Origin of the sequence: Nocardia otitidiscaviarum NBRC 14405 (assembly GCF_000308635.1) — a bacterium.
Lineage (GTDB): Bacteria > Actinomycetota > Actinomycetes > Mycobacteriales > Mycobacteriaceae > Nocardia > Nocardia otitidiscaviarum.
In genome coordinates this window covers 25,536-47,790 of the sequence record NZ_BAGD01000112.1, presented here as the reverse complement: position 1 = coordinate 47,790, position 22,255 = coordinate 25,536, and the positions used below count along the sequence as shown (strand labels likewise).

Annotated in this window: 16 protein-coding genes (1 of these 16 running past the window's edge); 10 read left to right on the top strand and 6 right to left on the bottom strand. The window is 68.9% G+C overall.

Annotated features, from left to right (window positions below):
• Positions 1–332, top strand: a 332-nt coding sequence (locus ON31_RS25690; RefSeq protein WP_039817330.1) for an AMP-binding enzyme, incomplete at its 5' end; no start/stop codon positions are given.
• 10 nt (positions 333–342) lie between these two features.
• Here ON31_RS25690 and ON31_RS25685 read toward each other — a convergent pair.
• Positions 343–1,479, bottom strand: a complete 1,137-nt coding sequence (locus ON31_RS25685) for an epoxide hydrolase family protein (RefSeq protein WP_039817329.1) — start codon at positions 1,477–1,479, stop codon at positions 343–345.
• 92 nt (positions 1,480–1,571) lie between these two features.
• Here ON31_RS25685 and ON31_RS25680 point away from each other — a divergent pair, with 92 nt between their 5' ends.
• Both ON31_RS25680 and ON31_RS25675 read left to right on the top strand, forming a co-directional pair.
• Positions 1,572–2,534: a helix-turn-helix transcriptional regulator gene (locus ON31_RS25680; RefSeq protein ID WP_029932529.1), complete on the top strand. Its 963-nt coding sequence runs from the start codon at positions 1,572–1,574 to the stop codon at positions 2,532–2,534.
• Positions 2,535–2,615: 81 nt separating this feature from the next.
• The gene (locus tag ON31_RS25675) at positions 2,616–3,221 is read left to right on the top strand and encodes a peptidylprolyl isomerase (protein WP_081592734.1); all 606 of its coding nucleotides are present in this window, start codon (positions 2,616–2,618) and stop codon (positions 3,219–3,221) included.
• A 72-nt stretch (positions 3,222–3,293) separates the two neighbouring features.
• On the opposite strand, the gene ON31_RS25670 is transcribed toward ON31_RS25675, so the two are convergent.
• Together ON31_RS25670 and ON31_RS25665 are read right to left on the bottom strand one after the other, a co-directional pair.
• Positions 3,294–4,022: an ABC transporter ATP-binding protein gene (locus ON31_RS25670; RefSeq protein WP_039817334.1), complete on the bottom strand. Its 729-nt coding sequence runs from the start codon at positions 4,020–4,022 to the stop codon at positions 3,294–3,296.
• 26 nt (positions 4,023–4,048) lie between these two features.
• Positions 4,049–5,098, bottom strand: coding sequence for an ABC transporter permease (locus ON31_RS25665; RefSeq protein WP_039817328.1), 1,050 nt, complete (start codon positions 5,096–5,098; stop codon positions 4,049–4,051).
• Positions 5,099–5,229: 131 nt separating this feature from the next.
• On the opposite strand from ON31_RS25665, the gene ON31_RS25660 reads away from it, so the two are divergent.
• Together ON31_RS25660 and ON31_RS25655 are read left to right on the top strand one after the other, a co-directional pair.
• On the top strand, positions 5,230–6,387 hold the full coding sequence (locus ON31_RS25660; RefSeq protein WP_039817327.1) for a sensor histidine kinase: 1,158 nt from the start codon (positions 5,230–5,232) through the stop codon (positions 6,385–6,387).
• Positions 6,384–7,016 (top strand): LuxR C-terminal-related transcriptional regulator, encoded by a 633-nt coding sequence (locus ON31_RS25655; protein ID WP_039817326.1) that lies wholly within the window; start codon positions 6,384–6,386, stop codon positions 7,014–7,016. The genes ON31_RS25660 and ON31_RS25655 overlap by 4 nt, the downstream gene beginning before the upstream one ends.
• Here the strand turns inward: ON31_RS25655 and ON31_RS25650 are convergent, their stop codons facing one another.
• Positions 7,017–7,862: a helix-turn-helix transcriptional regulator gene (locus ON31_RS25650; protein WP_039817333.1), complete on the bottom strand. Its 846-nt coding sequence runs from the start codon at positions 7,860–7,862 to the stop codon at positions 7,017–7,019.
• A gap of 102 nt (positions 7,863–7,964) precedes the next feature.
• Between ON31_RS25650 and ON31_RS25645 the strand changes: the two genes are divergently transcribed.
• Entirely contained in the window at positions 7,965–8,684 is a 720-nt protein-coding gene (locus tag ON31_RS25645) for an SDR family NAD(P)-dependent oxidoreductase (RefSeq protein ID WP_039817325.1), read from the top strand.
• Positions 8,685–8,761: 77 nt separating this feature from the next.
• Positions 8,762–9,160, top strand: a complete 399-nt coding sequence (locus tag ON31_RS25640; protein WP_051037747.1) for a hypothetical protein — start codon at positions 8,762–8,764, stop codon at positions 9,158–9,160.
• Positions 9,161–9,164: 4 nt separating this feature from the next.
• On the opposite strand, the gene ON31_RS25635 is transcribed toward ON31_RS25640, so the two are convergent.
• Positions 9,165–9,629 (bottom strand): DUF3291 domain-containing protein, encoded by a 465-nt coding sequence (locus tag ON31_RS25635; protein WP_039817324.1) that lies wholly within the window; start codon positions 9,627–9,629, stop codon positions 9,165–9,167.
• Between the two features lie 31 nt (positions 9,630–9,660).
• On the bottom strand, positions 9,661–10,314 hold the full coding sequence (locus ON31_RS25630; RefSeq protein WP_039817323.1) for a helix-turn-helix transcriptional regulator: 654 nt from the start codon (positions 10,312–10,314) through the stop codon (positions 9,661–9,663).
• A gap of 100 nt (positions 10,315–10,414) precedes the next feature.
• Between ON31_RS25630 and ON31_RS25625 the strand changes: the two genes are divergently transcribed.
• The 3 genes from ON31_RS25625 to ON31_RS25615 all read left to right on the top strand — a co-directional run.
• On the top strand, positions 10,415–10,840 hold the full coding sequence (locus ON31_RS25625) for a PPOX class F420-dependent oxidoreductase (protein ID WP_039817322.1): 426 nt from the start codon (positions 10,415–10,417) through the stop codon (positions 10,838–10,840).
• A 79-nt stretch (positions 10,841–10,919) separates the two neighbouring features.
• Positions 10,920–11,684: a precorrin-4 C(11)-methyltransferase gene (gene cobM / locus ON31_RS25620; protein WP_039817321.1), complete on the top strand. Its 765-nt coding sequence runs from the start codon at positions 10,920–10,922 to the stop codon at positions 11,682–11,684.
• A gap of 292 nt (positions 11,685–11,976) precedes the next feature.
• Positions 11,977–22,255 carry part of the coding region annotated (locus ON31_RS25615) for a non-ribosomal peptide synthase/polyketide synthase (protein WP_039817331.1) on the top strand (this coding region is incomplete at its 3' end). The annotated region continues 25,535 nt past the right edge of the window, so 10,279 of the 35,814 annotated nt are shown.

The window sequence follows — 22,255 nt, the reverse complement described above, 5'->3', positions numbered from 1 at the left end:
AGATCACCGAATCCCTCGTCCTGGGCATCGAACAACCCGACGGCGGCTACTGGATGCCCCTGTTCGTCGTCCTCACCGACGACACCCACCTCGACGACGACCTCAAGCGCCGCATCAATACCGCTGTCCGCGAACAAGTGTCGCCCCGGCACATCCCCGACGAGATCATCGTCGCCCCCGCCATCCCGCACACCCGCACCGGCAAGAAACTCGAGGTACCGCTGAAGAAACTGCTCCAGGGAGCCGATGTGTCGCGCGTGGTCTCGCCCAACGCCATCGACGCCCCGGAACTGCTGGACTGGTACGCCGCGCAGCGGCCCGCCCAGCCCTGATCCGCCCGGTTCAGCGCATCTTCGCGAAGAAGGTACGGATGTCCGCGGTGTGCATCTCGGGCAGTTCCATGGCGACGAAGTGGTTGCCGGTATTGCCCTCGGGCCAGTGGGTGATGAGGTTGTCCCGTTCGGCGAGTCGGCGCATCAGGGCCGAGCCGCCGCCGTAGACGCCCATGGGCACCAGCCGCTGGCCCTTCGGCCAGGCGAAACCGTCGTCACCGAGGCCGTTGTACATGGGCCAGCTGGAGGTGGCGGCGGTATTGGTGAACCAGTACAGGCTGATATTGGTGAGCAGGTGGTCGCGTTCGACGGCGTCCTCGAGCTGGTCGGCCAGTGGGGCGAATTCGGTGAACTTGTGCACCAGCCACGCCAGCAGGCCGACCGGGGAATCCGTCCACGCGGCGGCGAAGGTCTCCGGGGCGTCGTGCAGCAGGACGTGGTGGTCCACACCCGTCATCCATTTCTGCATCATGTCCCACTCCGCGCGCTCCTCGGCATTCATGGTCGGCACATCCGCCGCTGTGGGCATGCCGACTCCGCCGTCGATGTGCACGCCGACCACGCGGTCCGGTGCGGCGATGGCCATCTCCTGCACCACATACACGCCCAGGTCGCCGCCCTGGACGCCGTAGCGGTCGTAGCCGAGCCGGTCCATGAGCTCCACCCACATCTCCGCCACCTTGCGGGGTGACATACCGAGTTCCCGGGGAGCCTCGGAGAAGGTGAAGCCGGGGACCGACGGGATCACCACATGGAACGCGTGCGCCGGATCGCCACCGTTCCGCTGCGGATCGGTCAGCATGCCAATGGATTTGGTGAACTCCACGAAGCTGTTCGGCCAGCCGTGGGTCAGGATGAGCGGCAGCGCGTCCGGTTCGGGCGAGCGCACGTGCAGGAAATGCACGTCCAGGCCGTCGATCTCGGTGATGAATTGCGGAAACTCGTTGAGTGCGGCTTCCTGTGCGCGCCAGTCGAATTCCGTGCGCCAGTACTCGGCCAGCTCCTTCAGATAGGAGACCGGTACGCCCTTGTCCCAGTCCTGTCCCGGCAGCGACGGCGACCAGCGGGTGCGGGCGAGGCGGTCGTTCAGGTCGTCGATATCGGCCTGCGGGACGGCGATGCGGAAGGGGCGGATCTCGTTGGTCATTACCGGCTCCTGTGTCGTTCGTGCGATCTGAGCGACACGCTACGCGCCATCTAGGACTGTTTCGTTCCTAGATGAACGGCACAATGGCAGACATGACGGACACACCGGCGCGACTGCTGCGGTTGCTCTCGCTGCTACAGACCCCGCGTGACTGGCCGGGGAGCGAACTGGCCGAACGGCTGGGCGTCACCGATCGCACGGTGCGCCGCGATATCGAGCGCCTGCGCGAACTCGGCTATCCGGTCGAGGCCACCCTGGGCGCGGCCGGGGGATACCGCCTGGTCGCGGGCGCTGCCCTGCCGCCGCTGCTGCTGGACGACGAGGAAGCCGTCGCCATCGCGGTCGGTCTGCGCGCTGCCGCGGGTGTGGCGGTCGCGGGTATCGAGGAGGCGTCCGTCCGCGCCCTGACCAAACTCGAACAGGTGCTCCCGGCCGCACTGCGCCGCCGCGTCCGCGTCCTGGCCACCGCCACCGCGACACCGGTGTCCGCTCGCACGCCGGTGGACCCGGACATCCTCACCACCCTGGCCGCCGCCATCACCAACCGGGAACGCGTCCGCTTCACCTACCACTCGGCCGCCGGGGCCGAATCCCGTCGTCACACCGAACCCGTCGGCCTCGTCTCCACCCGCCACCGCTGGTACCTGGTCTGCTTCGACCTCGACCGCGACGCCTGGCGCTCCTTCCGCGTCGACCGCATCACCCGTCCGCACCCCACCGCCGCCCGCTTCACACCCCGACCGCTACCTGCGGACAACCCCGCCGCCTACGTGGCGGGTGAGCGAACCGACTGGGGCACACCGACATTCCACGTCCGCGCCACCATCCACGCCCCCGCCCACCGCGTCACCGGCCGCCTCGGCGACCTCCCCGGCGACATCCTCCCCCTCGACGACCACACCTGCCGTCTCGACGCCCACCGCGACGACTCCCCGGAATGGCTCGCCCACCGCCTCCTCGACCTGGGCGTCGACTTCGATCTTCACGAAACCCCCGAACTCGCCACGGAACTCCGCACCCTGCGCTCCCGCATCGACCGGGCACTGCGCTCCTGAATCGGATCGCCTTCGTGGTTCGCACCCGGTGCTGCGCGGCATATGGCATGCTGCCGTCCGATCCGAACAGGAAGAAGGTCGATGACTCCGCTGTCACGTAGGTCCGCTCTCGTATCCGCCGCCGTCGCTGTGGGAGCCGTGGCGTTCGGCACTCGAACCGCCGCCGCCCACGGCCACAATCCGTACGTCTTCTTCGACATCACCATTGGTGAGCAGCCGGTGGGGCGGCTGGTCATGGAATTGTTCGCGGATGCGGTGCCGCGGACCGCCGAGAATTTCCGGGCACTGTGCACGGGGGAGAAGGGGACCAGTTCGAGCGGGGCGGTGCTGCATTACAAGGGCAGCGCGTTCCATCGGGTGATTCCCGGATTCATGGCGCAGGGCGGCGATTTCACCGCCGGAGACGGCACCGGCGGCGAGAGCATCTACGGCGGCAAGTTCGCCGACGAGAACTTCACCCGGACCCACACCGGCCCCGGCGTCCTCTCCATGGCCAACTCCGGCCCCGGCACCAACGGCTCCCAGTTCTTCATCACCTTCGCCGAAACCCCCTGGCTCGACGGCCGCCACGTAGTCTTCGGCCAGGTCACCGAGGGCCTCCCCCTCCTCGACGCGATAGCCCGCGCCGGCACCGACTCCGGCGCCACCACCGCCCCCATCCGCATCGCCGACTGCGGCCAACTCTGACCGATCAACCCGCGAGAGGGAACGGGTGGCGGCATCGGCCGAGCGGAGCCCGCCACCGGTTCCCCCTCGGCGTCAGGCTGCCAGGTGAGCGGGGCGGGCCGGGGTGAGGTGGCCGTCGAGCATGGTGTGCACGGTGGTCATGTGGTGCAGGTGGGTGGGGTCGTGGGTGACGAGCAGGGTGGCGGGGTGGTGGGTGTGGGCCACCTCGACGATGAGATCGATGATGGCCGCGCCGCGTTCCTGGTCCAGGGCGCTGGTGGGTTCGTCGATGACCAGCAGCGCCGGGTCGTTCATGAGGGCGCGGGCGATGTTCACGCGCTGGCGCTGACCGCCGGAGAGTTGGGCGGGGCGCTTGTGGGCGTGGTCGGCGAGGCCGACGGCGGCGAGGAGGTCGCGGGCGCGGGCGCGGGTGGCGCGGCGGCGAGCGGGCGAGACCAGCAGACGCTGGCCCAGATGGGTCATGGCCTCCAGCTGTTCCAGCGCGGTGAGCGCGGGAATGAGGTTGGGCTGCTGGAAGACGATGCCGATCTGTTCGCGTCGCAGGGCGGCCGCCGCGCGGCGGTTCAGCCGGGCGAGGTCGATCGCGCCGGATCCGGTGTCGAGTACGACGCGACCGGAGTCCGGACGGATGAGCGTCGACACCACGGCCAACAGGCTGGACTTGCCGGAGCCGGACGGGCCGGTGATGGCCGCGATCTCGCCGCCGCGCACGGACAGCGCGACCCGGTCCAGGGCGGTGACGCGGTCGGACCCGTCGGGGTAGGTGAGGGTCAGATCGGTGACGGTGAGTGCGGTGGTCATCGAGAACTCCTGTGCGGCAGCCATTGTCAGCGGGCTTGGTTGAGTGCGGTGAGCGGATCGGTGGTGACGAGGAAGCGCAGGGCGAAGGCCGCGCCGAGCAGGCCGAGGACGATCAGGGCCGCCGCGGGGAACAGCGTCGTGGACGCGCTGAGCACGAAAGGCAGTGCGTCGCCGAGGAACAGGCTCGCCAGCGCGGTGCCGCCGACCCCGAGCCCCACGCCGATGAGCAACACCACCAGCGCCTGCCCCAGCGCGTCGCGCACCAGCGAGCCGGTGGTCGCGCCCAGGGCTTTCAGCGTCGCGATATCGGCGGTGCGCTGAATCGTCCACACCGTGAAGAACGCGCCGATCACCAGCGCGGAGATGGCGAAGAGCATGACCGTCATGAGGGTGAGCGAACCGTTCTCGGCCTCGTACGAACTCATCGCCGACAGCGAATCCGCGGTGGAGGTGGTGATGGTGTGCGCGGCGGCGTTGGCGGCCGCGAGGTCGGAGACCCCCGACACCGCGAGAATGGTGGCCGCACCGGATCCGGGACTCAGCGCCTGCCAGTCCGACAGCGTCATCCACACCACCGGCGTGTGCGCGTACCAGTCGTCACCGGTCACTCCACGAACGGTGAACGCATCCGAACCCAGTTCGACCGTGTCCCCGGCGTGCGCGCGCAGCTCCTTGGCCGCCGAACTGCTGAGCACCACCTCACCCGAGGTGGTTGCCACTCGATTGCCGAACGGGGTGCCGCCGACCCCGAACAACGCCACCTGGGTCGGCGGGCCATCCGCGGCGGTGGCGCGCGTGCGGCTGATGCCGATCGGGTCCACCGTGCCGCCGGTACGCTGCCACGCATCCACCTGCTCGGCGGTCAGCGTCGAGGTGTCGAACGACGCCGCGCCGCCGGTATCGGCGAACACCACGGTATCGGTCCGCAGCGACTGCACGGCGGAGATGTTCTGGTGCGCCAGACCGGAGGTGAGGCCGCTGAGAAAACTCACGAGCAGCGCCACCATGGTGACCACCAGGGTGATGAGCAGGAAGCGGCCGCGAGCGGCGCGCAGATCTCGGAGCGCGACGAACATGCCTCCACTCTGTCGCCGATCCGGGCCCGGGCCATCGCCCCGCGGAACGAAACGCCGACCAGCGAACGGTGGGGCGGCGTTTCCAACTTTCGAAGGATGCCGCCAGAGTAGCCGGGCATAAGCTGTCTGACGTGCACCGTTCGCCCCTGACTCCCGTCTTCGCCGCCCTGCAGCTCGGCCTGCACGCCCTGGTGGTGACGCTGACGGTCTTCGTGGCGGCACGCAATCTGGTGTCGAACTCCCACCCCGTCGCCGTGGTGGTGATCGCGGGCGCGTTCCTCGGCGTCTATTTCGCGGGGGCGCTGTTCAAGAGCCGACCGACGGCGGCGCGGGTCTGGCTGCTGGTGCTCACGGCGCTCTGGCTCGGCCTGGTCATGCTCGCACCGGACGCGGTGTACCTGGTCTTCGGCCTGTTCTTCCTCTACCTGCACCTGCTGCCGCGCTACTGGGGCCTGTCGGCGGTGGTGGCGGCCACGGCGCTGTCGGTGTTCGGTTTCGCCATGCACCGGGGCTGGTCGGTGGGTGCGGTGGTCGGGCCGATTCTGGGCGCGGTGGTGGCGGTCGCCATCGGACTCGGTTACTCCGCGCTGTATCGCGAGGCCGCCGAACGCCAACGCCTCATCGACGAATTGCTCACCACCCGTGAGACTCTCGCCGAGCGCGAACGCACCGCCGGAAAGCTCGCCGAGCGTGAGCGCCTGGCCCAGGAGATCCACGACACGGTTGCCCAGGGCCTCAGCAGTATTCAACTGCTGTTGCACGCCGCCGAACGGGCCGCCCCCGATCACCCGGCGCTGCAACAGATTCGGCTGGCCCGCGAGACCGCCGCCGACAGTCTCGTCGAAACCCGCCAGCTCATCGCCGAACTCACGCCCGCCGCGCTGGAGGGGCAGTCGCTGACCCAAGCGCTGGACCGGATCGCCCAGCGCGCGGCCACCCCGGGTCTGGAGACCGAGATGCTGGTCGAGGGCACTCCACACGGACTGCCCATGTCCATGGAGGCCGCCCTGGTGCGCATCGCCCAGGGCGCGGTCTCGAATGTGGTGCGGCACGCCGAGGCCGAGCGCATGCGCATCACCCTGACCTACGCCGACGACGCCGTCCACCTGGATGTGGTGGACGACGGTGTCGGGATACCCGCGAGCGTGCTGGCCCACCCGCCGTCGGGCACCTTCGGTCTCACCGCCATGCGCAACCGGGTGGAGCAGCAGGGCGGCACCATGGACGTGGAATCCGAACCAGGACACACCGCAGTCACCATCTCCTTCCCCCTGGAGGATCAGCAATGATCAGGATCCTGCTGGCCGACGACCACGCCATCGTGCGGGCGGGTCTGCGCGCACTGCTGGATTCCGGTGCGGCGCGCGCCGATTACGACATCGAGGTGGTCGGCGAGGTGGCGACGGCGGACGAGGCGGTCGCCTTCTGCGCCACCACGCCGGTGGATCTGGTGCTGATGGATCTGCGGTTCGGCCCGGGTAAGTCGGGCGCCGACGCCACGGCAGCGGTGCGCGCGCTACCGAATCCGCCGAATGTGCTGGTGGTGACCAATTACGACACCGACGCCGATATTCTCGGCGCGATCGAGGCGGGGGCGGTCGGCTACATCCTGAAGGACACGCCGCCGTCCGAACTGCTGGCCGCCGTGCAGTCGGCGGCCGCGGGGGAGAGTGTGCTCTCGCCGTCGGTCGCCTCGAAGCTCATGACCCGGGTCCGCAAACCCGATACCACGTTGAGCCCCAGGGAAATCGAAGTGTTGCGGCTGGTCGCCGACGGGCTGTCCAACCGCGATATCGGGCGACAGCTGTTCCTCAGCGAGACCACCGTCAAATCCCATCTGGTGCACATCTACGCCAAGCTCGGGGTGAAATCGCGCACCTCGGCGGTGGCGCGGGCGCGCGAGCACGGCGCGATCTGATCACCGGGTGAACTGCTCGGTTCCGGTGACCCGCAGCAGTTCCAGGGCCGCCGCCTCCGGCGTGCCCGGCGCGGCCGAATACACGACCACGGTCTGATCGCAATCCGGTACCTCGAGGGCGTCGCAGTCGAGGGTCAGCTGGCCGAGTTCGGGATGCTGGATGGTCTTGGTGGCCGCCCGGATCTGCCCCGAATGCGGTTCCCGCCACAGCTGCTCGAAACGTGTGCTGCGGGTGCGCAACTCGGTGATCAAGCGGGCGAGGTCGGGGTCGTCGGGGTAGCGGGCCTGCGCGCTGCGCAGACAACCGACGCACTGGGCCGCCGAGGCCGCCGCCGCACTCTCCGGTACCACTCGTACCCTCCCGGTGTCCGCGCCGAGAAAGCGCTGCCAGATGATATTCCGCTGTGGCCCGGACCAGGTCGAGAAGTCGCCGAGCAGCGCGGCCGCCATCGAATTCCAGGCCAGCACATCGGATTTGGCCGACAGCACCAGGACGGGCAGATCGCCGAGCCGATCCAACAGTCGCAGGACGCTGGGCTTGACCAACATGGGAACCTGTCCGGCCTGCGGCGGTGCGGCACCAGCCAGTCGGAACAGCAGATCGCGATCGTCGTCCCCGAGCCGCAGCGCCCGCGCCAGCGCGCCGAGCACCTGCGTTGACGGTTTCGGACCGCGCCCCTGTTCCAGCCGCACCACGTAGTCCACACTGAGCCCGGCCAGCTGCGCCACCTCCTCGCGGCGCAGTCCCGGCACCTGACGCCGCGGCCCCGCGGGCAGTCCGACGTCGGCGGGACGGATGCGGGCGCGCGCACCACGCAACACCGTCGCCAATTCCGCTCTGTCCATGCGTTCCATGGTGACCGCATCTCCGCGAGCCGGGGGTGGTACCGCCGGTCCCAGGGCGCAGCGGTCCTGGTGCGGCCGGGGCGGCGCACCCAGGCTGGGACCATGACCACTGCGACAACCGTCCTGGTGACCGGGGCGAACAAGGGATTGGGCCGGGAGGCGGTGCGCCGCTTCGCGACCATGGGGTGGCGGGTGTTCCTCGCTGCCCGGGACGTCGGGCGCGGCACCGCCGCCGCCCGAGAGCTGGCGGCGGCGGGGCTGGAGGTGGACTTCGTTGCGCTCGATGTCACCTCCGACGCGTCCGTGGTCGCGGCGGTCGATGTGGTGCGCGAGCGAGTGGGCCGACTCGATGTGCTGGTCAACAATGCCGCGATCGGCGGGCCCCGCGCCCACCCCGCCGAGACCTCCGCCGAATCGCTGCGAGAGGTGTTCGAGACCAATGTCTTCGGCCCCGTCCGCGTGACCCGCGCCTTCCTGCCGCTGCTGCGCCTGGCCGAGAATCCACGCATCGTCATGGTGTCGAGCGGTATGGGCTCGGTCGCCGTGCTCACCGACCCGCGGTGGGATGGCGTGCTGCCACCGGCTCTCGGCTATCCGGCCACCAAATCGGCGCTGAACATGCTGACGGTCCAATACGCCCGCGGGCTGGACGGCATCCGGGTCAATGCCGTCGATCCCGGTTACACCGCCACCGACCTCAACGGGCACTCCGGGACGCAGACCGTCACCGAGGGGACCGATGCGATCGTGCGGCTCGCCCGGATCGGACCGGACGGCCCGACCGGCGGATTCTTCGACCGCCAGGGCGCGGCGCCGTGGTGAGGCGGCGGGTCGCGGGAATCGCGGGTGTCGTGGTGGCGCTGTCGCTCGTAGTGATCTGGCTGACAAGGGAGAACGATATGGCAGGAGAGCAGAACGTACCGGTGACGGATCGGGTGCTGTCCATCGGACTGCATCCGAGCGCGGTGGACTACAGCCGCTATCCGCAGATCACCGAGGCGGAGTTGACCGCGCGCATCGCGGCGGGTGAGGCGGCGCTGCGAGATGCCGGTTTCGACATCGTGTCGTGTCAGGTGTCCGCCGATCCGGACGAGGCCGAGGCCGCGGTGCGGCGCTGCGCCGGCGACGGGCCGTTCCGGGTGGTGATGATCGGCGCGGGCGTGCGCATGGCTGCGGAGCACACTCTGCTGTTCGAACGACTGGTGAATGTGACCACCGCGGTCGCGCCGGGAATCCGCTTCTGTTTCAACACTTCTCCGGAGACCACCATCGACGCTCTGCGGCGCTGGGTGCCGTGAGGGCTTACGCCAGCGCCTGCGCGTCCGCGGCGGAGTAGTTCTCCCGCAGTGAGAAGGCATGGGGCGACGGGCCGCTGGCGCGCAGCATGGTCAGGCGTTCGATGGCTTCGTCGAGGGTCGGGATGTGCCCGGCCGGAATCCACCACAGCACGATCATGTCCTGGCGCGGGCGCTCGAACCAGTCGCCGCGCCTGCGCAGGAATTCCAGGTGGCCGCTGCGATAGACGTAGTCCCACAACGCCTCTCGGCTCTCCCAGACGGACAGGTTGATGATCACGTCGTCGCCGACCGGCCGCATGGTGGTGGCGTCCTTGCCGGAATCGTCCACCAGCCGCCAGACGAAGCCGGGTGAACTCTCGGCCAGGGCGTTGATGGGTTCGAGATTCGAGGTGAAGTCCACCATACGCGGGTCGTCGAGGGGGTGTTTGAGGATGGCCAGATTGAGCTGGGCGAGGTGATGGCCGGTCATGGGCTCACCTCACCACGGCGCACATTCTATGTCAATTCTCATTTGTTTTAGAAGGCTCGACGGCCACGCAGCACAGGCCGGGGCGTGGGTCGATGCGCGCCCGGACCCGGTTCGAATCGCCCAGCAGACCCTCGAGCAGGGCGAGATTCATGCCGCAGACCAGGGGCGGATATGCCTCCGCCAGGGCGTGGAAGGGGCAGTTGCGCATGCGCAGGACGCCGTTCTCGTCGAACGGTTCGTACCCCCGAGCGGCCAGGAGCTCGGCCGCGTCGCCGAGATCGCACACCGGCTCGCGATCCCCGCGCAGCACCCCGCCCCGTCTACGCGCGGCCGCCGCCAATGCGGCATCGAGCCGCGCCTCCTCGGCCACCTGCGCCAACAGGTCCGCGGCCGTGCGGTAGTCGCGCGGCGGCAGGGAGATCTGACGTTCCGCCGCCGCCCGCCGATAGAGCTTCGCCGGTCGCCCCGCGCCCGGCCCGGACCGCCCGGACAGTCGCCGACTCTCGGTCTCCAGCAGCCCGGCCGCCACCATCTTGTCGAGATGGTGCGCGGCCAGGGGGCGCTGGATCCCGACCGCTGCCGCGGCCTCATTGCGACTCACCGGTTCACCGCGACCGGCCACGTACTCGTAGAGCCGCCGCCGCACGGGATCCTGTAGTACGCCGATGGCGCCGATATCCTCCACCGGGCCATTCTAAGAACAATCGGAATCTGCTATAGAGCGCGGAGGCGTGTCCCGTGTCCGGTTGGCGGGGATCGTCCGACGCCCTCCGTACCGTGGGCCCATGGCTTCCCTCTCCGATCCCGAAGTACGCGAGTTCCTCTCGGCGGGTACCCGCACCGGCAAACTGGCCTTCACCGCCGCCGACGGACGTCCCGTGGTGACGCCGATCTGGTTCATCGTCGAGGGCGACGAACTGGTCTTCAACACCGGCAAGACCTCCGCCAAGGGCAAGGCCCTCACCCGCGACAACCGCCTCGCGCTCTGCGTGGACCTGGAGGCACCGCCCTATGGATTCGTGCAGGTCCAAGGCGAGGCCACCATCTCCGAGGATCTCGCCGAACTCGTCCGCACCGCCACCGCCATCGGCGGCCGCTACATGGGTCCCGACCGCGCCGAGGAATTCGGCAAACGCAACGGCGTCCCCGGCGAACTGGTCGTCCGCCTCCGCCCTACCAAGGTCATCGCCGCCTTCGACGTGTCGGACTGATCCGAGGGGGAACTGGTGGCGGACCGCTCTCGCCCGATGCCGCCACCGGTTCCCCCTCGCGACTCCATACACTCGCGGGGTGACGGTGCACTTTATTGGGGCGGGGCCGGGGGCGGCGGATTTGCTGACGGTTCGGGCCGTGCGGGTGCTGGCGGCGGCGCCGGTGGTGCTGTACGCGGGGACCTATCTGGATCCCGAGGTGCTGGGGCACTGTGCGCCGGGGGCCGAGCTGGTGGATACGCAGGGGCTGGATCTGGATCAGATCGTGGCGCACTGCGCACGGGCCACCGGGGAGGGGAAGGATGTGGCTCGGTTGTGTTCGGGGGATCCGTCGTTGTATTCGGCGCTGGCCGAGCAGACGCGGCGGCTCGACGCGCTGGGGATCCCCTGGGATGTGACGCCGGGGGTGCCCGCGTACGCGGCGGCGGCGGCGCTGCTGGGGACGGAGCTCACGGTGCCCGAGTTGGCGCAGTCGGTGGTGTTGACCCGGACGCGGGCGCGGTCGACGGTCATGCCGGAGACGGAGGCGCTGGAGAATTTCGCACGGACCCGGGCCACCCTGGTGCTGCATCTGGCGATCACGCGGATCCGGTCGCTGGCGCGGGAACTCGCACCCGAGTACGGGGAGGACTGCCCGGTGGCGGTGGTCTACCGGGCCACTCAGCCGGAGCAGGTGATCCTGCGGGGGACGCTCGCCGATATCGCGGACCGGGTGGAGGGGGCCGGACTGCGGCAGGCGGCGGTGATCCTGGTGGGGCGGGCGCTGGCCGAATCGGTCTCCTGTGCCCAGTCGCACCTCTATGATCCGGGTCGGGACCGGAGCCATATTTCATCCCATGAATGATGAAATGCGCTGATAGCTAAGGGCTATGACCCTTCTTGGTCCTATGGCCACTCCGGACGGTAGATTGGTTCGGTGGTCAGCAGCAAGGTTCTGAAAACGGCCGTTTTCCGGCCCGCGAGTGTGGTCGTGCCCATGTAACGAGATCGCACGGCGGGATGGATAGCCCTTGTGAACATTTTTGTCTGATTGATATCGAAATGAACCCCGAACAGGACGCCGCTGGCACAGCCGTGCGTCCTGCGCGGGTGTCGGCGGGGAGCGCTGCTGTGGTGTTCCGGAAGCGAGGTTTGGGTTGGACCGGCTGGATTTCGGCGGCAACGGCGAAGCTAGCGGGGAAGTGACGCCCGGTTCGGGGGAGCTTTTTCCGCTGTCTCCGGCGCAGCTCGGTATCTGGTACGCCCAGCACCTGGACCCCCAGGTGCCGATCAACATCGCCCAGTACGTCGAGCTGCGCGGTGAACTGGATATTCCGCTGCTCGAGCAGGCCATGGTGGACGGATCGCTGGAGGTCGGCTCGGGCTTCCTGCGCATCGTCGAGCGCGACGGCGAGCCCATGCAGATGGTCGACCCGACGCTGGACCGCACCATCTACCAGATCGACCTGCGCGACGAGGCCGACCCGGAGGCCGCCGCCCAGGCGTGGATGCGCGCCGACTACAGCCACCCGCTGAACATCGTCGAGGACCGTCTCATCCGCACGGCCATGCTGCGGCTGGGTGACGATCATTACTTCTGGTACGCCCGCATCCATCACATCGCGCTCGACGGCCTCGGCGCCGTGACCTATATGACACGGGTCGCCGAGATCTACACCGCCTACGTGCGCGGCGAACAGCCGACGCCGTCCAAGGCCACCGATCTGCGCACCCTGGTCGAGCAGGAATTCGCCTACCGCGACTCCAAGCGCTTCACCAGCGACAAGGAGTACTGGGCCGAGCGGGTGGCCGGTCTGGAGGAGGGCTCCAGCCTCGTCGGTCGCTCCGCGCCGCCCGCCCCGCTCAACGGGGTGGCCAGCGCCGCCCTGTCCGATGACCAGAGCAGCCTGCTCGACGCCGCCGCGGCCCGCTACGACACCACGCCCGCGGGCCTGCTCATCGCCGGATTCGCCACCTACCTCGCGCAGTGGACCGGCACCGAGGACGTCATCCTCAGTCTGCCGGTGACCGCGCGCACCACCGCGGCCATGCGCCGCTCCGGCGGCGCGACCTCCAATATCGTGCCGCTGCGCCTGCACGTCGGCCACGACACCACCGTCAGTGACCTGCTCGGCCAGGTGACCGTGGCGGTCGCGGGCGCACTGCGCCACCAGCGCTACCGCCACGAGGACATTCGCCGCGACGCGGCGGGCGACGGTGTGGTGACCCGCGAGTTCTTCGGCCCGTGGGTCAATATCATGCTGTTCCACAACGAGGTCGTGCTCGGCGACGTGGTGGGCGAGTACAGCGTGCTGTCCACCGGTTCCATCGAGGATCTGGGCGTCAACTTCTACCAGTCGGTCAAGGGCACCCGGAACCACATCGACTTCGAGACCAACCCGAACCTCTACACCGAAGACGAAGCACGCGGCCATCATTCGCGCTTCCTGGAGTTCTTCGACCGCTTCCTGGCGGCCGATACCGAGCAGGCCGTGTGGAGCCTGCCGATCACCACCGCCGTCGAACGCACCAAGACGCTGGTGGAGTGGAACGAGGCGGGCCACGAGGTCCCCGACACCACGCTGCCCGCGCTGCTGGACGCGCAGATCCCGCTGACACCGGACAATATCGCCCTGGATTTCGAGGGTGCGACCCTGACCTACGCCGAATTCGGCGCGCGGGTCAACCGTCTCGCGCGCTTCCTCATCGCCGACGGCGTGGGTCCGGAATCGCTGGTGGCCCTGGGGATGCGGCGTTCGCTGGAGCTGGTCATCGGCATGCATGCCGTGCTGCGGGCCGGTGGTGCGTATGTGCCGATCGACCCGGATCATCCGGCCGATCGCACCGCCTACATCCTGGAGTCCGCGGCACCGGTCTGCGTATTGACCACCGCCCGTGATGATCTCGATCTCCCGGCGGCGGTCCGCCGGGTCGAACTCGACACCCTCGACACCTCGGAGTACTCCGCCGAGCCGGTCACCGACGCGGATCGTCGTGCGCCGCTGCGCAGCTCGAATACCGCCTACGTCATCTACACCTCGGGCTCCACCGGCCGCCCGAAGGGTGTGGCGGTCACCCATCACGCCATCGTCAACCAAGAGCTGTGGATGCTGCACGAGTATCCGATGACGGCCGACGATGTGTACCTGCAGAAGACGGCCACCACCTTCGACGTGTCGCTGTGGGGCTACTTCATGCCCCTGCTGGTCGGCGCGAAACTCGTGGTCGCGACGCCGGACGGGCACCGGGACCCGCTGTACGTGGCGGAGATGATCGAGCGGCACCGGGTCACCGTCACCGACTTCGTGCCGTCCATGCTGACGGTGTTCGTGGCGCACGCCTCCGCGGCGCAGTGCGCCTCGTTGAAGTACGTCTTCGTCATCGGTGAGGCGCTGCCGCCGGAGACCGGCGCGAGCTTCCGGCGGATCACGAACGCGGGCCTGCACAACCTGTACGGCCCCACCGAGGCCGCCGTCTCGGTCACCTACTGGGAGAACACCGCCGCCGACACCGTCACGGTGCCGATCGGTGTGCCCGAGTGGAATGTCGAAGTCTACGTGCTGGATTCGCGGCTGCGACCGGCCGCCATCGGTGCCGCGGGTGAGCTGTATCTCGCGGGCCGCCAGCTGGCGCGCGGCTACAAGGGCCGTCCGGATCTGACCTCGGACCGGTTCGTGGCCAATCCGTTCTCGAGTGCCGGCGAGCGGATGTACCGCACCGGTGACCTGGTGCGCTGGAACACCGCCGCGAGCGGCGAATCGGATGCTGTCGGTGTGCTGGAGTACATCGGCCGCACCGACTTCCAGGTGAAGTTCCGCGGTCAGCGCATCGAGCTCGGCGAGATCGAGACCGATCTGCTCGCCCACCCGTCGGTCTCGCAGGCCGTGGTGCTGGTCATGGACACCGCCACCGGTCAGCAGCTGGTCGCCTACGTGGTGCCGGGGCCGGGTCGGTCCGTGGAACCGGCGGAGCTGACCCGTTTCGTGGCCGAGAAGCTGCCCAGCTACATGGTTCCAGCGTCGATCATGGTGCTGGACGCCTTCCCGCTCAACACCTCCGGCAAGCTGGACCGCAAGGCGCTGCCGGAACCGGTGTTCAGCGCCGACGCCGCCGGATTCCGAGCGCCGCGCACCGCGGCCGAGGAGATCGTGGCGGGCATCTTCGCCGATGTGCTCGGCCACGGCCGTGTCGGCGTGGACGACAACTTCTTCGATCTGGGCGGCAACTCGCTCGTCGCCACGCAGGTGGTGTCGCGCATCTCGGCCGCCTTCGGGGCACGCCTGGGCGTGCGCGCGCTGTTCGAGACCCCCACCGTCGCCGGAATCGCCGCGCGGGTGGAAACCACCGCGCCGGACGAGGTTTCGCGGCCGCCGCTGGTCGCCCAGCCGCGCCCGGAGCGGGTGCCGCTGTCGCTGGCCCAGCAGCGCATGTGGTTCCTCAACCAGTTCGATCCCACCGTGCCCACCTACAACCTGCCGTTCGTGGTGCGGTTGCAGGGTGAGGTCGACATCGACGCGCTCCAGTTGGCGCTGACCGACGTGGTGGCGCGGCAGGAGTCGCTGCGCACCCTGTTCCCCGAATCCGGGGACGGCGGCTACCAGCTGGTGCTGCCCATGTCGGAGGTGGATCTCGGCATCGAGGTCCACGATATCGACGAGGCCGAACTGCCCAGGGCGCTGGCGGATTTCGCCTCCGTCGGCTTCGACGTTTCACGCGAGCTGCCCATTCGGGTGCGGGTGTTCCGCGTCGCCTCCACCGCCGAGGGCACCGATCTGGCCGTCGCCTTCGTGGTGCACCACATCGCCGCGGACGGTTTCTCCTTCGGGCCGCTCTCGCGCGATATGACCGCCGCCTACCTGGCCCGCACGGCCGGGGAACAGCCCGCGTGGACGCCGCTTCCGGTGCAGTATCAGGACTTCAGCATCTGGCAGCGCGAGCTGCTGGGTTCGGAATCAGATCCGGAGTCCATGGCCGCCAAGCAGATCGCCTACTGGCGTGACGCCCTGGCGGGCCTGCCCGATCAGCTGGATCTGCCCGCCGATCGGCCCCGCCCGGTGGTGCAGTCCTTCCGGGGCAGCCGGGTCACCTTCGACATCGATCCCGAACTGCACGCCGCGCTGACGAATCTGGCTCGCACCCAGGGTGTCTCGCTGTTCATGGTGATGCACTCCGCGCTCGCGGTGCTGCTCGCGCGGCTGTCGGGCACCACCGATATCGCCATCGGCACCCCGGTGGCCGGTCGTGGTGAGCAGGCGCTCGACGACCTCATCGGCATGTTCGTCAACACCCTGGTGTTGCGTTCGGAGGTCGACGGCGCGCAGAGCTTCACCGACTTCCTGTCCCGCACCCGGGAAACCGATCTCGCGGCCTTCGCCAATACCGATGTGCCGTTCGAGCGCCTGGTGGAGGTTCTCAACCCGACCCGTTCGCAGGCGCGGCATCCGCTGTTCCAGGTCATGCTGTCGTTCCAGGAGATGTCGCACGGCACCATGGAGCTGCCGAGCCTGACCGTCTCCGCGGACGAGCTCGAGGTCGATATCGCCAAGTTCGACCTGCAGTGGACCATGACCGAGCAGCGCGGACTGCGCGGTGAGCCCGCCGGCCTGTCGGTGGTGCTCTCCTACGCCACCGATCTGTTCGACGCCGCGACCGTGGCCGCCTTCGGCCGCCGGTACCTGCGCGTGCTCGAAACCGCCGTCGCCGCACCGGACATCGTGGTGCGCGATATCGACGTGCTGGAGGCCGACGAGCGAGCCACCGTGTTGCGCGCCTGGAACGACACCGCGCACGCGGTGCCGGACGCGGTCACCGTGGTGGATCTGTTCGAGCGTCAGGTGCGGCAGCGGCCGCACGCCACCGCGCTCATCTTCGATCCGGGTGAGCGCAGCGGCGGCCTGTTCGGTCCCGCCGCCGAGTTGAGCTACGCGGAGTTCTCCGCCCGGGTGAACCGCCTGGCACGCAAGCTCATCGCCGTCGGCGTCGGTCCGGAATCGCTGGTGGCGGTGGGGATTCGCCGCTCGGTCGACATGCTGGTCGCCATCTACGCCACGCACGCGGCGGGCGGCGGCTATGTGCCGATCGATCCGGACCACCCGGCCGAGCGCACCGAGTACGTACTGGCCAGCTCGCGGCCGGTGGTGCTGCTGACCACCTCCGACGACGACGTGGACGGCCGGGACTGCCAGGTGCTGCACCTGGACGCCCTCGACCTCGGCGAGTTCGACGACGCTCCGATCACCGACGCGGAACGGCATGCGCCGCTGCGCGGTTCGAATACCGCGTACGTGCTCTACACCTCGGGTTCGACCGGCCGTCCCAAGGGCGTGGCCGTCTCGCACGCCTCGGTACTGAACCAGATCGCCTGGATCACCGCCGAGTACGGTATCGACGACACCGATGTGATCCTGCAGAAGACGCCGGTCACCTTCGACGTGTCGGTATGGGAGCTGTTCGGCTCCATGGCCGTCGGCGCGCAACTGGTCATCGCCGCGCCCGACGGGCACCGCGACCCCATGTACCTGTCCGAGGTCATCGGCCGCCACCGGGTCACCATGACCTCGTTCGTGCCGTCCATGCTGAGCGTGTTCGCGGGCAGTGCCTCGGCGGCCGAATGCCTGTCGCTGCGTGCGGTTCTCGTCGCCGGTGAGGCGCTGCCGCCCGCCACCGTCACCGCCTTCCGGCGCTTCTCCACCGCGGCCGTGCACAACCTGTACGGCCCCACCGAGTTCACCGTCCACGCCACCTACGCGCCCATCACCGCGCCGACCCCGACCTCGGTGCCGATCGGCCGTCCGGTGTGGAACGCCCAGGCGTACGTGCTCGACGAGGGGCTGCGTCCGGTGCCGGTCGGGGTGCCGGGTGAGCTGTACCTCGGCGGCGCGCAGGTGGCGCGCGGCTACTTCGGCCGCCCCGAGCTGAGCGCGGAACGCTTCGTGGCCAACCCCTTCGGGGAGCCGGGTTCGCGCCTGTACCGCACCGGTGACCTGGTGCGCTGGAACCAGAACGAGCCGGGCGTCATCGACTACATCGGCCGCACCGACTTCCAGGTGAAGTTCCGCGGCCAACGCATCGAACTCGGCGAGATCGAGACCGCGCTGCTCGACCACCCGTCGGTCAACCAGGCCGTGGTGCTGGTCATCGACACCGTCGCCGGTGATCAGCTGGTCGCCTACGTGGTGGCCGGGGGACCGATCGACCTCGACGGCGTGAAGGCGGCGCTGCACCGCACCCTGCCCGCGTACATGGTGCCGGGTGCGTTCGTGGTGCTGGATGCCTTCCCGCTCAACGCCTCCGGCAAGCTGGACCGCCGGGCGCTGCCCGCCCCGGTGTTCGAGGTGCGCGAATTCCGCGCCCCGACAACGCCGATCGAGGAGATCGTCGCGCAGATCTTCGGCGAGGTCCTCGGCATCGCCCGCGTCGGCGTGGACGACGACTTCTTCGAACTCGGCGGCAACTCGCTCATCGCCACCCAGGTCGCCTCGCGCCTGGGCATCGCGCTCGACACTCGGGTGCCGGTGCGCATGCTGTTCGAGGCCAGCACCGTCGCCGCCCTCGCGGCGCGGGTGGAATCGCACGCCGGTGACGGTGCGCGCAAGGCCCTGGTGGCGCGGGAGCGGCCCGCCGACATCCCGCTGTCGTTGGCGCAGCAGCGCATGTGGTTCCTCAACCGCTTCGACACCGCGTCGGCGGTCAACAACATCCCGGTCGCCATCCGGCTCTCCGGCGAACTCGACGTGGCCGCCCTGCAGGTCGCCGTCATCGACGTCATCGACCGGCACGAATCGCTGCGCACGGTCTTCCCGGAGACCGGCAACGGTCCGGTGCAGCGGGTGCTGGACGCGGCGCAGATCGTGCCCGACCTGACCCCGGTGCCGGTCACCGAGGGCAATCTGGTCGAGCACCTCATCGAGCTGGCGTCCATGGCCTTCGACGTCACCAGCGAAGTGCCGCTGCACGCCCGGCTTTTCGAGATCAGCGAATCCGAGTACGTGCTCGGCATGGTGGTACACCACATCTCCGCCGACGGCTGGTCCATGGGACCGCTGGCCCGCGATGTCATGGTCGCCTACGCGGCCCGCACCTCGTGGGAGGCACCGGCCTGGGCGGAACTGCCGGTGCAGTACGCCGACTACGCGCTGTGGCAGCGCGAGGTGCTGGGTTCCGAGGACGATCCGGAATCGCTGATCTCCAAGCAGATTCAGTACTGGACCCGGGCGCTCGCCGATCTGCCGGACGAACTGGTGCTGCCCGCCGATCGGCAGCGGCCCGCCGTGGCCAGCTACCGCGGCGGCACCTATCCGTTCGTCATCTCGGCCGAAACCCAGCAGCGGCTGGTGGATCTGGGCCGCAGGCATAATGCCTCGCTGTTCATGGTCATGCACAGTGCCCTGGCGGTGCTGCTCGCGCGCTTGTCCGGCACCACCGATATCGCTATCGGCACCCCGGTTGCCGGGCGTGGTGAGGCCGCACTCGACGACCTGATCGGCATGTTCGTCAACACCCTCGTGCTGCGGACCGAGGTGAATGGCGAGGCGAGCTTCGTCGACCTGCTCGCGGCTGCCCGGGATACCGACCTGCACGCCTTCGCGCACGCCGATGTGCCGTTCGAGCGTCTGGTCGAGGTACTCAACCCGGCCCGCTCGCAGGCGCGGCACCCGCTGTTCCAGGTCATGCTGACCTTCCAGAACACCCGGCAGACCAGCCTGGAACTGCCCGGCTTGCGGGTCAACGGCATCGACTACGATCCCGGTCTGGCCAAATTCGACCTACAGCTGACCCTCCAGGAAGCACAGGACGAGCACGGCGAGAACATCGGTCTTTCGGCCGAATTCTCCTATGCCGTAGATCTTTTCGACGAGCCCACGGTCGCGTCCTTCGCGCGGTGGCTGCACACCGTCCTGGACGCGGTCGCGGCCGATCCGAATCTGCCGGTCGGCGACATCGACCTGCTCGACGACGAGGAGAAGCGGCGCTCGCTGGTCGAGTGGAACGACACCGGTTTCGACCTCACCGAGGTTCTGCCCGCGCTGCCGGAAGGCGCGGCGCCCAGCCTTGTTTCGCTGTTCGAGGCGCAGGCCCTGACCAGCCCGGACGCGCCCGCGGTCACGTTCGAGGGGACCACTCTGTCCTACTCCGAGCTCGCCGGCGCGGTGCACAAGCTGGCTCGGAAGCTGATCGCTCTCGGCGTTGGCGCCGAATCCTTGGTCGCGCTGGCCATTCGCCGATCGACCGACCTTGTCGTCGCCATCTACGCGGTGCTGGAGGCTGGTGGCGCGTACGTGCCGCTGGACCCGGACCAGCCCGCTGAGCGGGTCGACTACGTGCTCGATATCGCCCGCCCGGCGGCACTGCTGACCACCAGCCGCGACGACTTCGTGACCGGCCGCAATGTGCCGGTACTGGAGATCGATACGCTCGACCTGGAGTCGTATTCCGCTGACCCGGTCACCGATAGCGATCGCGGGCATGCGATTTCGCCCCTACACACTGCCTACGTGATCTTCACCTCCGGTTCGACCGGTCGTCCCAAGGGCGTAGCGGTCGAGCACGGTGCGATCGTGAATCGCCTGCTGTGGGGGCAGCACCTGTACCCGATCGGTCCGGGTGACTCGCTGTTGCAGAAGACTCCGGTCACTTTCGATGTGTCGGTCCCGGAGTTCTTCTGGCCCTTGCAAACCGGCGCGCGTATGGTCCTCGCCAAGCCCGACGGCCACCGCGATCCGATGTATCTCGCGCAGATCATCGCCGATGAGGGCATCACCTCGGTGCATTTCGTGCCCTCCATGCTGTCGATCTTCCTGACCGCGCTCGAATCGGCCGCTGTCGAATCGGCACCGGCATCCGATGCCGCCGAGAGGTCCGGTGCAGCGAATCCGCCCGGAGCACAGCGGAGGGTAATCGGACTTCGGCAGGTGTTCGCCTCCGGCGAGGCGCTGCCCGCCGTGACCGCGCAGAAGCTGCGTGAACTCACCGGTGCGCGCATGCACAACCTGTACGGTCCGACCGAAACCACGGTCGAGGTGACCTATCACGAGGTCGTCGACTCCGACGCCGTGTCGCTGCCCATCGGCCGCCCGGTCTGGAACAGCCGGCTCTATGTGCTCGACGCACGTCTGCACCCGGTCGCGCCCGGTGTCGCGGGTGAGCTCTATCTGGCGGGGGATCAGCTGGCGCGCGGCTATCTCGGCCGCCCCGACCTGTCCGCCGACCGTTTCGTGGCCGACCCCTTCGGCGCACCGGGCAGCCGTATGTACCGCTCCGGCGACCTGGTGAGGTGGACGGCGACAGGCGAGGTGGAGTATCTGGGCCGCACCGACTTCCAGGTGAAGTTGCGTGGCCAGCGCATCGAGCTCGGTGAGATCGAGGCGGCGCTGATGGAACAGCCGGGTGTGGCGCAGTCCGTGGTGGTTGTCCGCTCGGATCCCCATGCCGGTAGTCAGCTGGTCGGTTACGTGGTGCGCGAATCCGAGGCCGCCGTCGATGCTGATGTGATCAAGTCCGCACTGGCGCAGTCACTTCCGGTCTATATGGTGCCCGCCGCGCTGGTGGTGCTGGACGAGTTCCCGATCAACGCCTCCGGCAAGCTGGACCGCAAGGCGTTGCCCGCACCCGTCTTCGAGGCCAGGCGTTTCCGTGCGCCTTCGACGCCCATCGAGGAGATCATCGCCCAGATCTTCGCCGATCTGCTCGGCATCCCACGGGTGGGCGCGGACGACGACTTCTTCGAGATGGGCGGCAACTCGCTGGTCGCCACGCAGGTGACGGCCCGCCTGAGCTCGGCCTTGAAGACGGAGATCGGTGTGCGCGCGCTCTTCGAGGCGCCGACCGTCGCGGCGCTGGCCGCGCGAGTGGAGTCGCACGCCGGAAGTGGTGTGCGCCAGGCCCTCACGGCCCGCACCCGCCCCGAACACCCGCCGCTGTCGCTCGCACAGCAGCGCATGTGGTTCCTCAACCGCTTCGACACCGAGTCGGCCGCCAACAATATTCCGGCCGCCGTCCGGCTGACGGGCGCGGTCGATCTGGACGCGCTGCGCAGCGCGGTCGCCGATGTGGTGGCGCGGCACGAATCGCTGCGGACGGTGTACCCGTCGGCCGACGGCATCGCCTACCAGCAGGTGCTGCCCGCCGCCCGCGCCATCCCGGTGGTGGACGTGGTGGAGGCCGCCGAGACCGAACTGTTCGGCGCCATCGGTGCATTCGTGACCCAGGGCTTCGACGTCACCGCCGAACCCCCGCTGCGACTGCGCGTCTACCGCCTGTCCGCCGATGACCACGTGCTGGTGCTCGTCGCCCATCACATCGCCGCCGACGGCTTCTCGATGAATCCGCTGGTGCGCGATCTCATCACGGCGTACGTCGCGCGCAGTGACGGCGAGGCCCCGGGCTGGGCCGAACTGCCGGTCCAGTACGCCGATTACGCGCTGTGGCAGCGCGAAA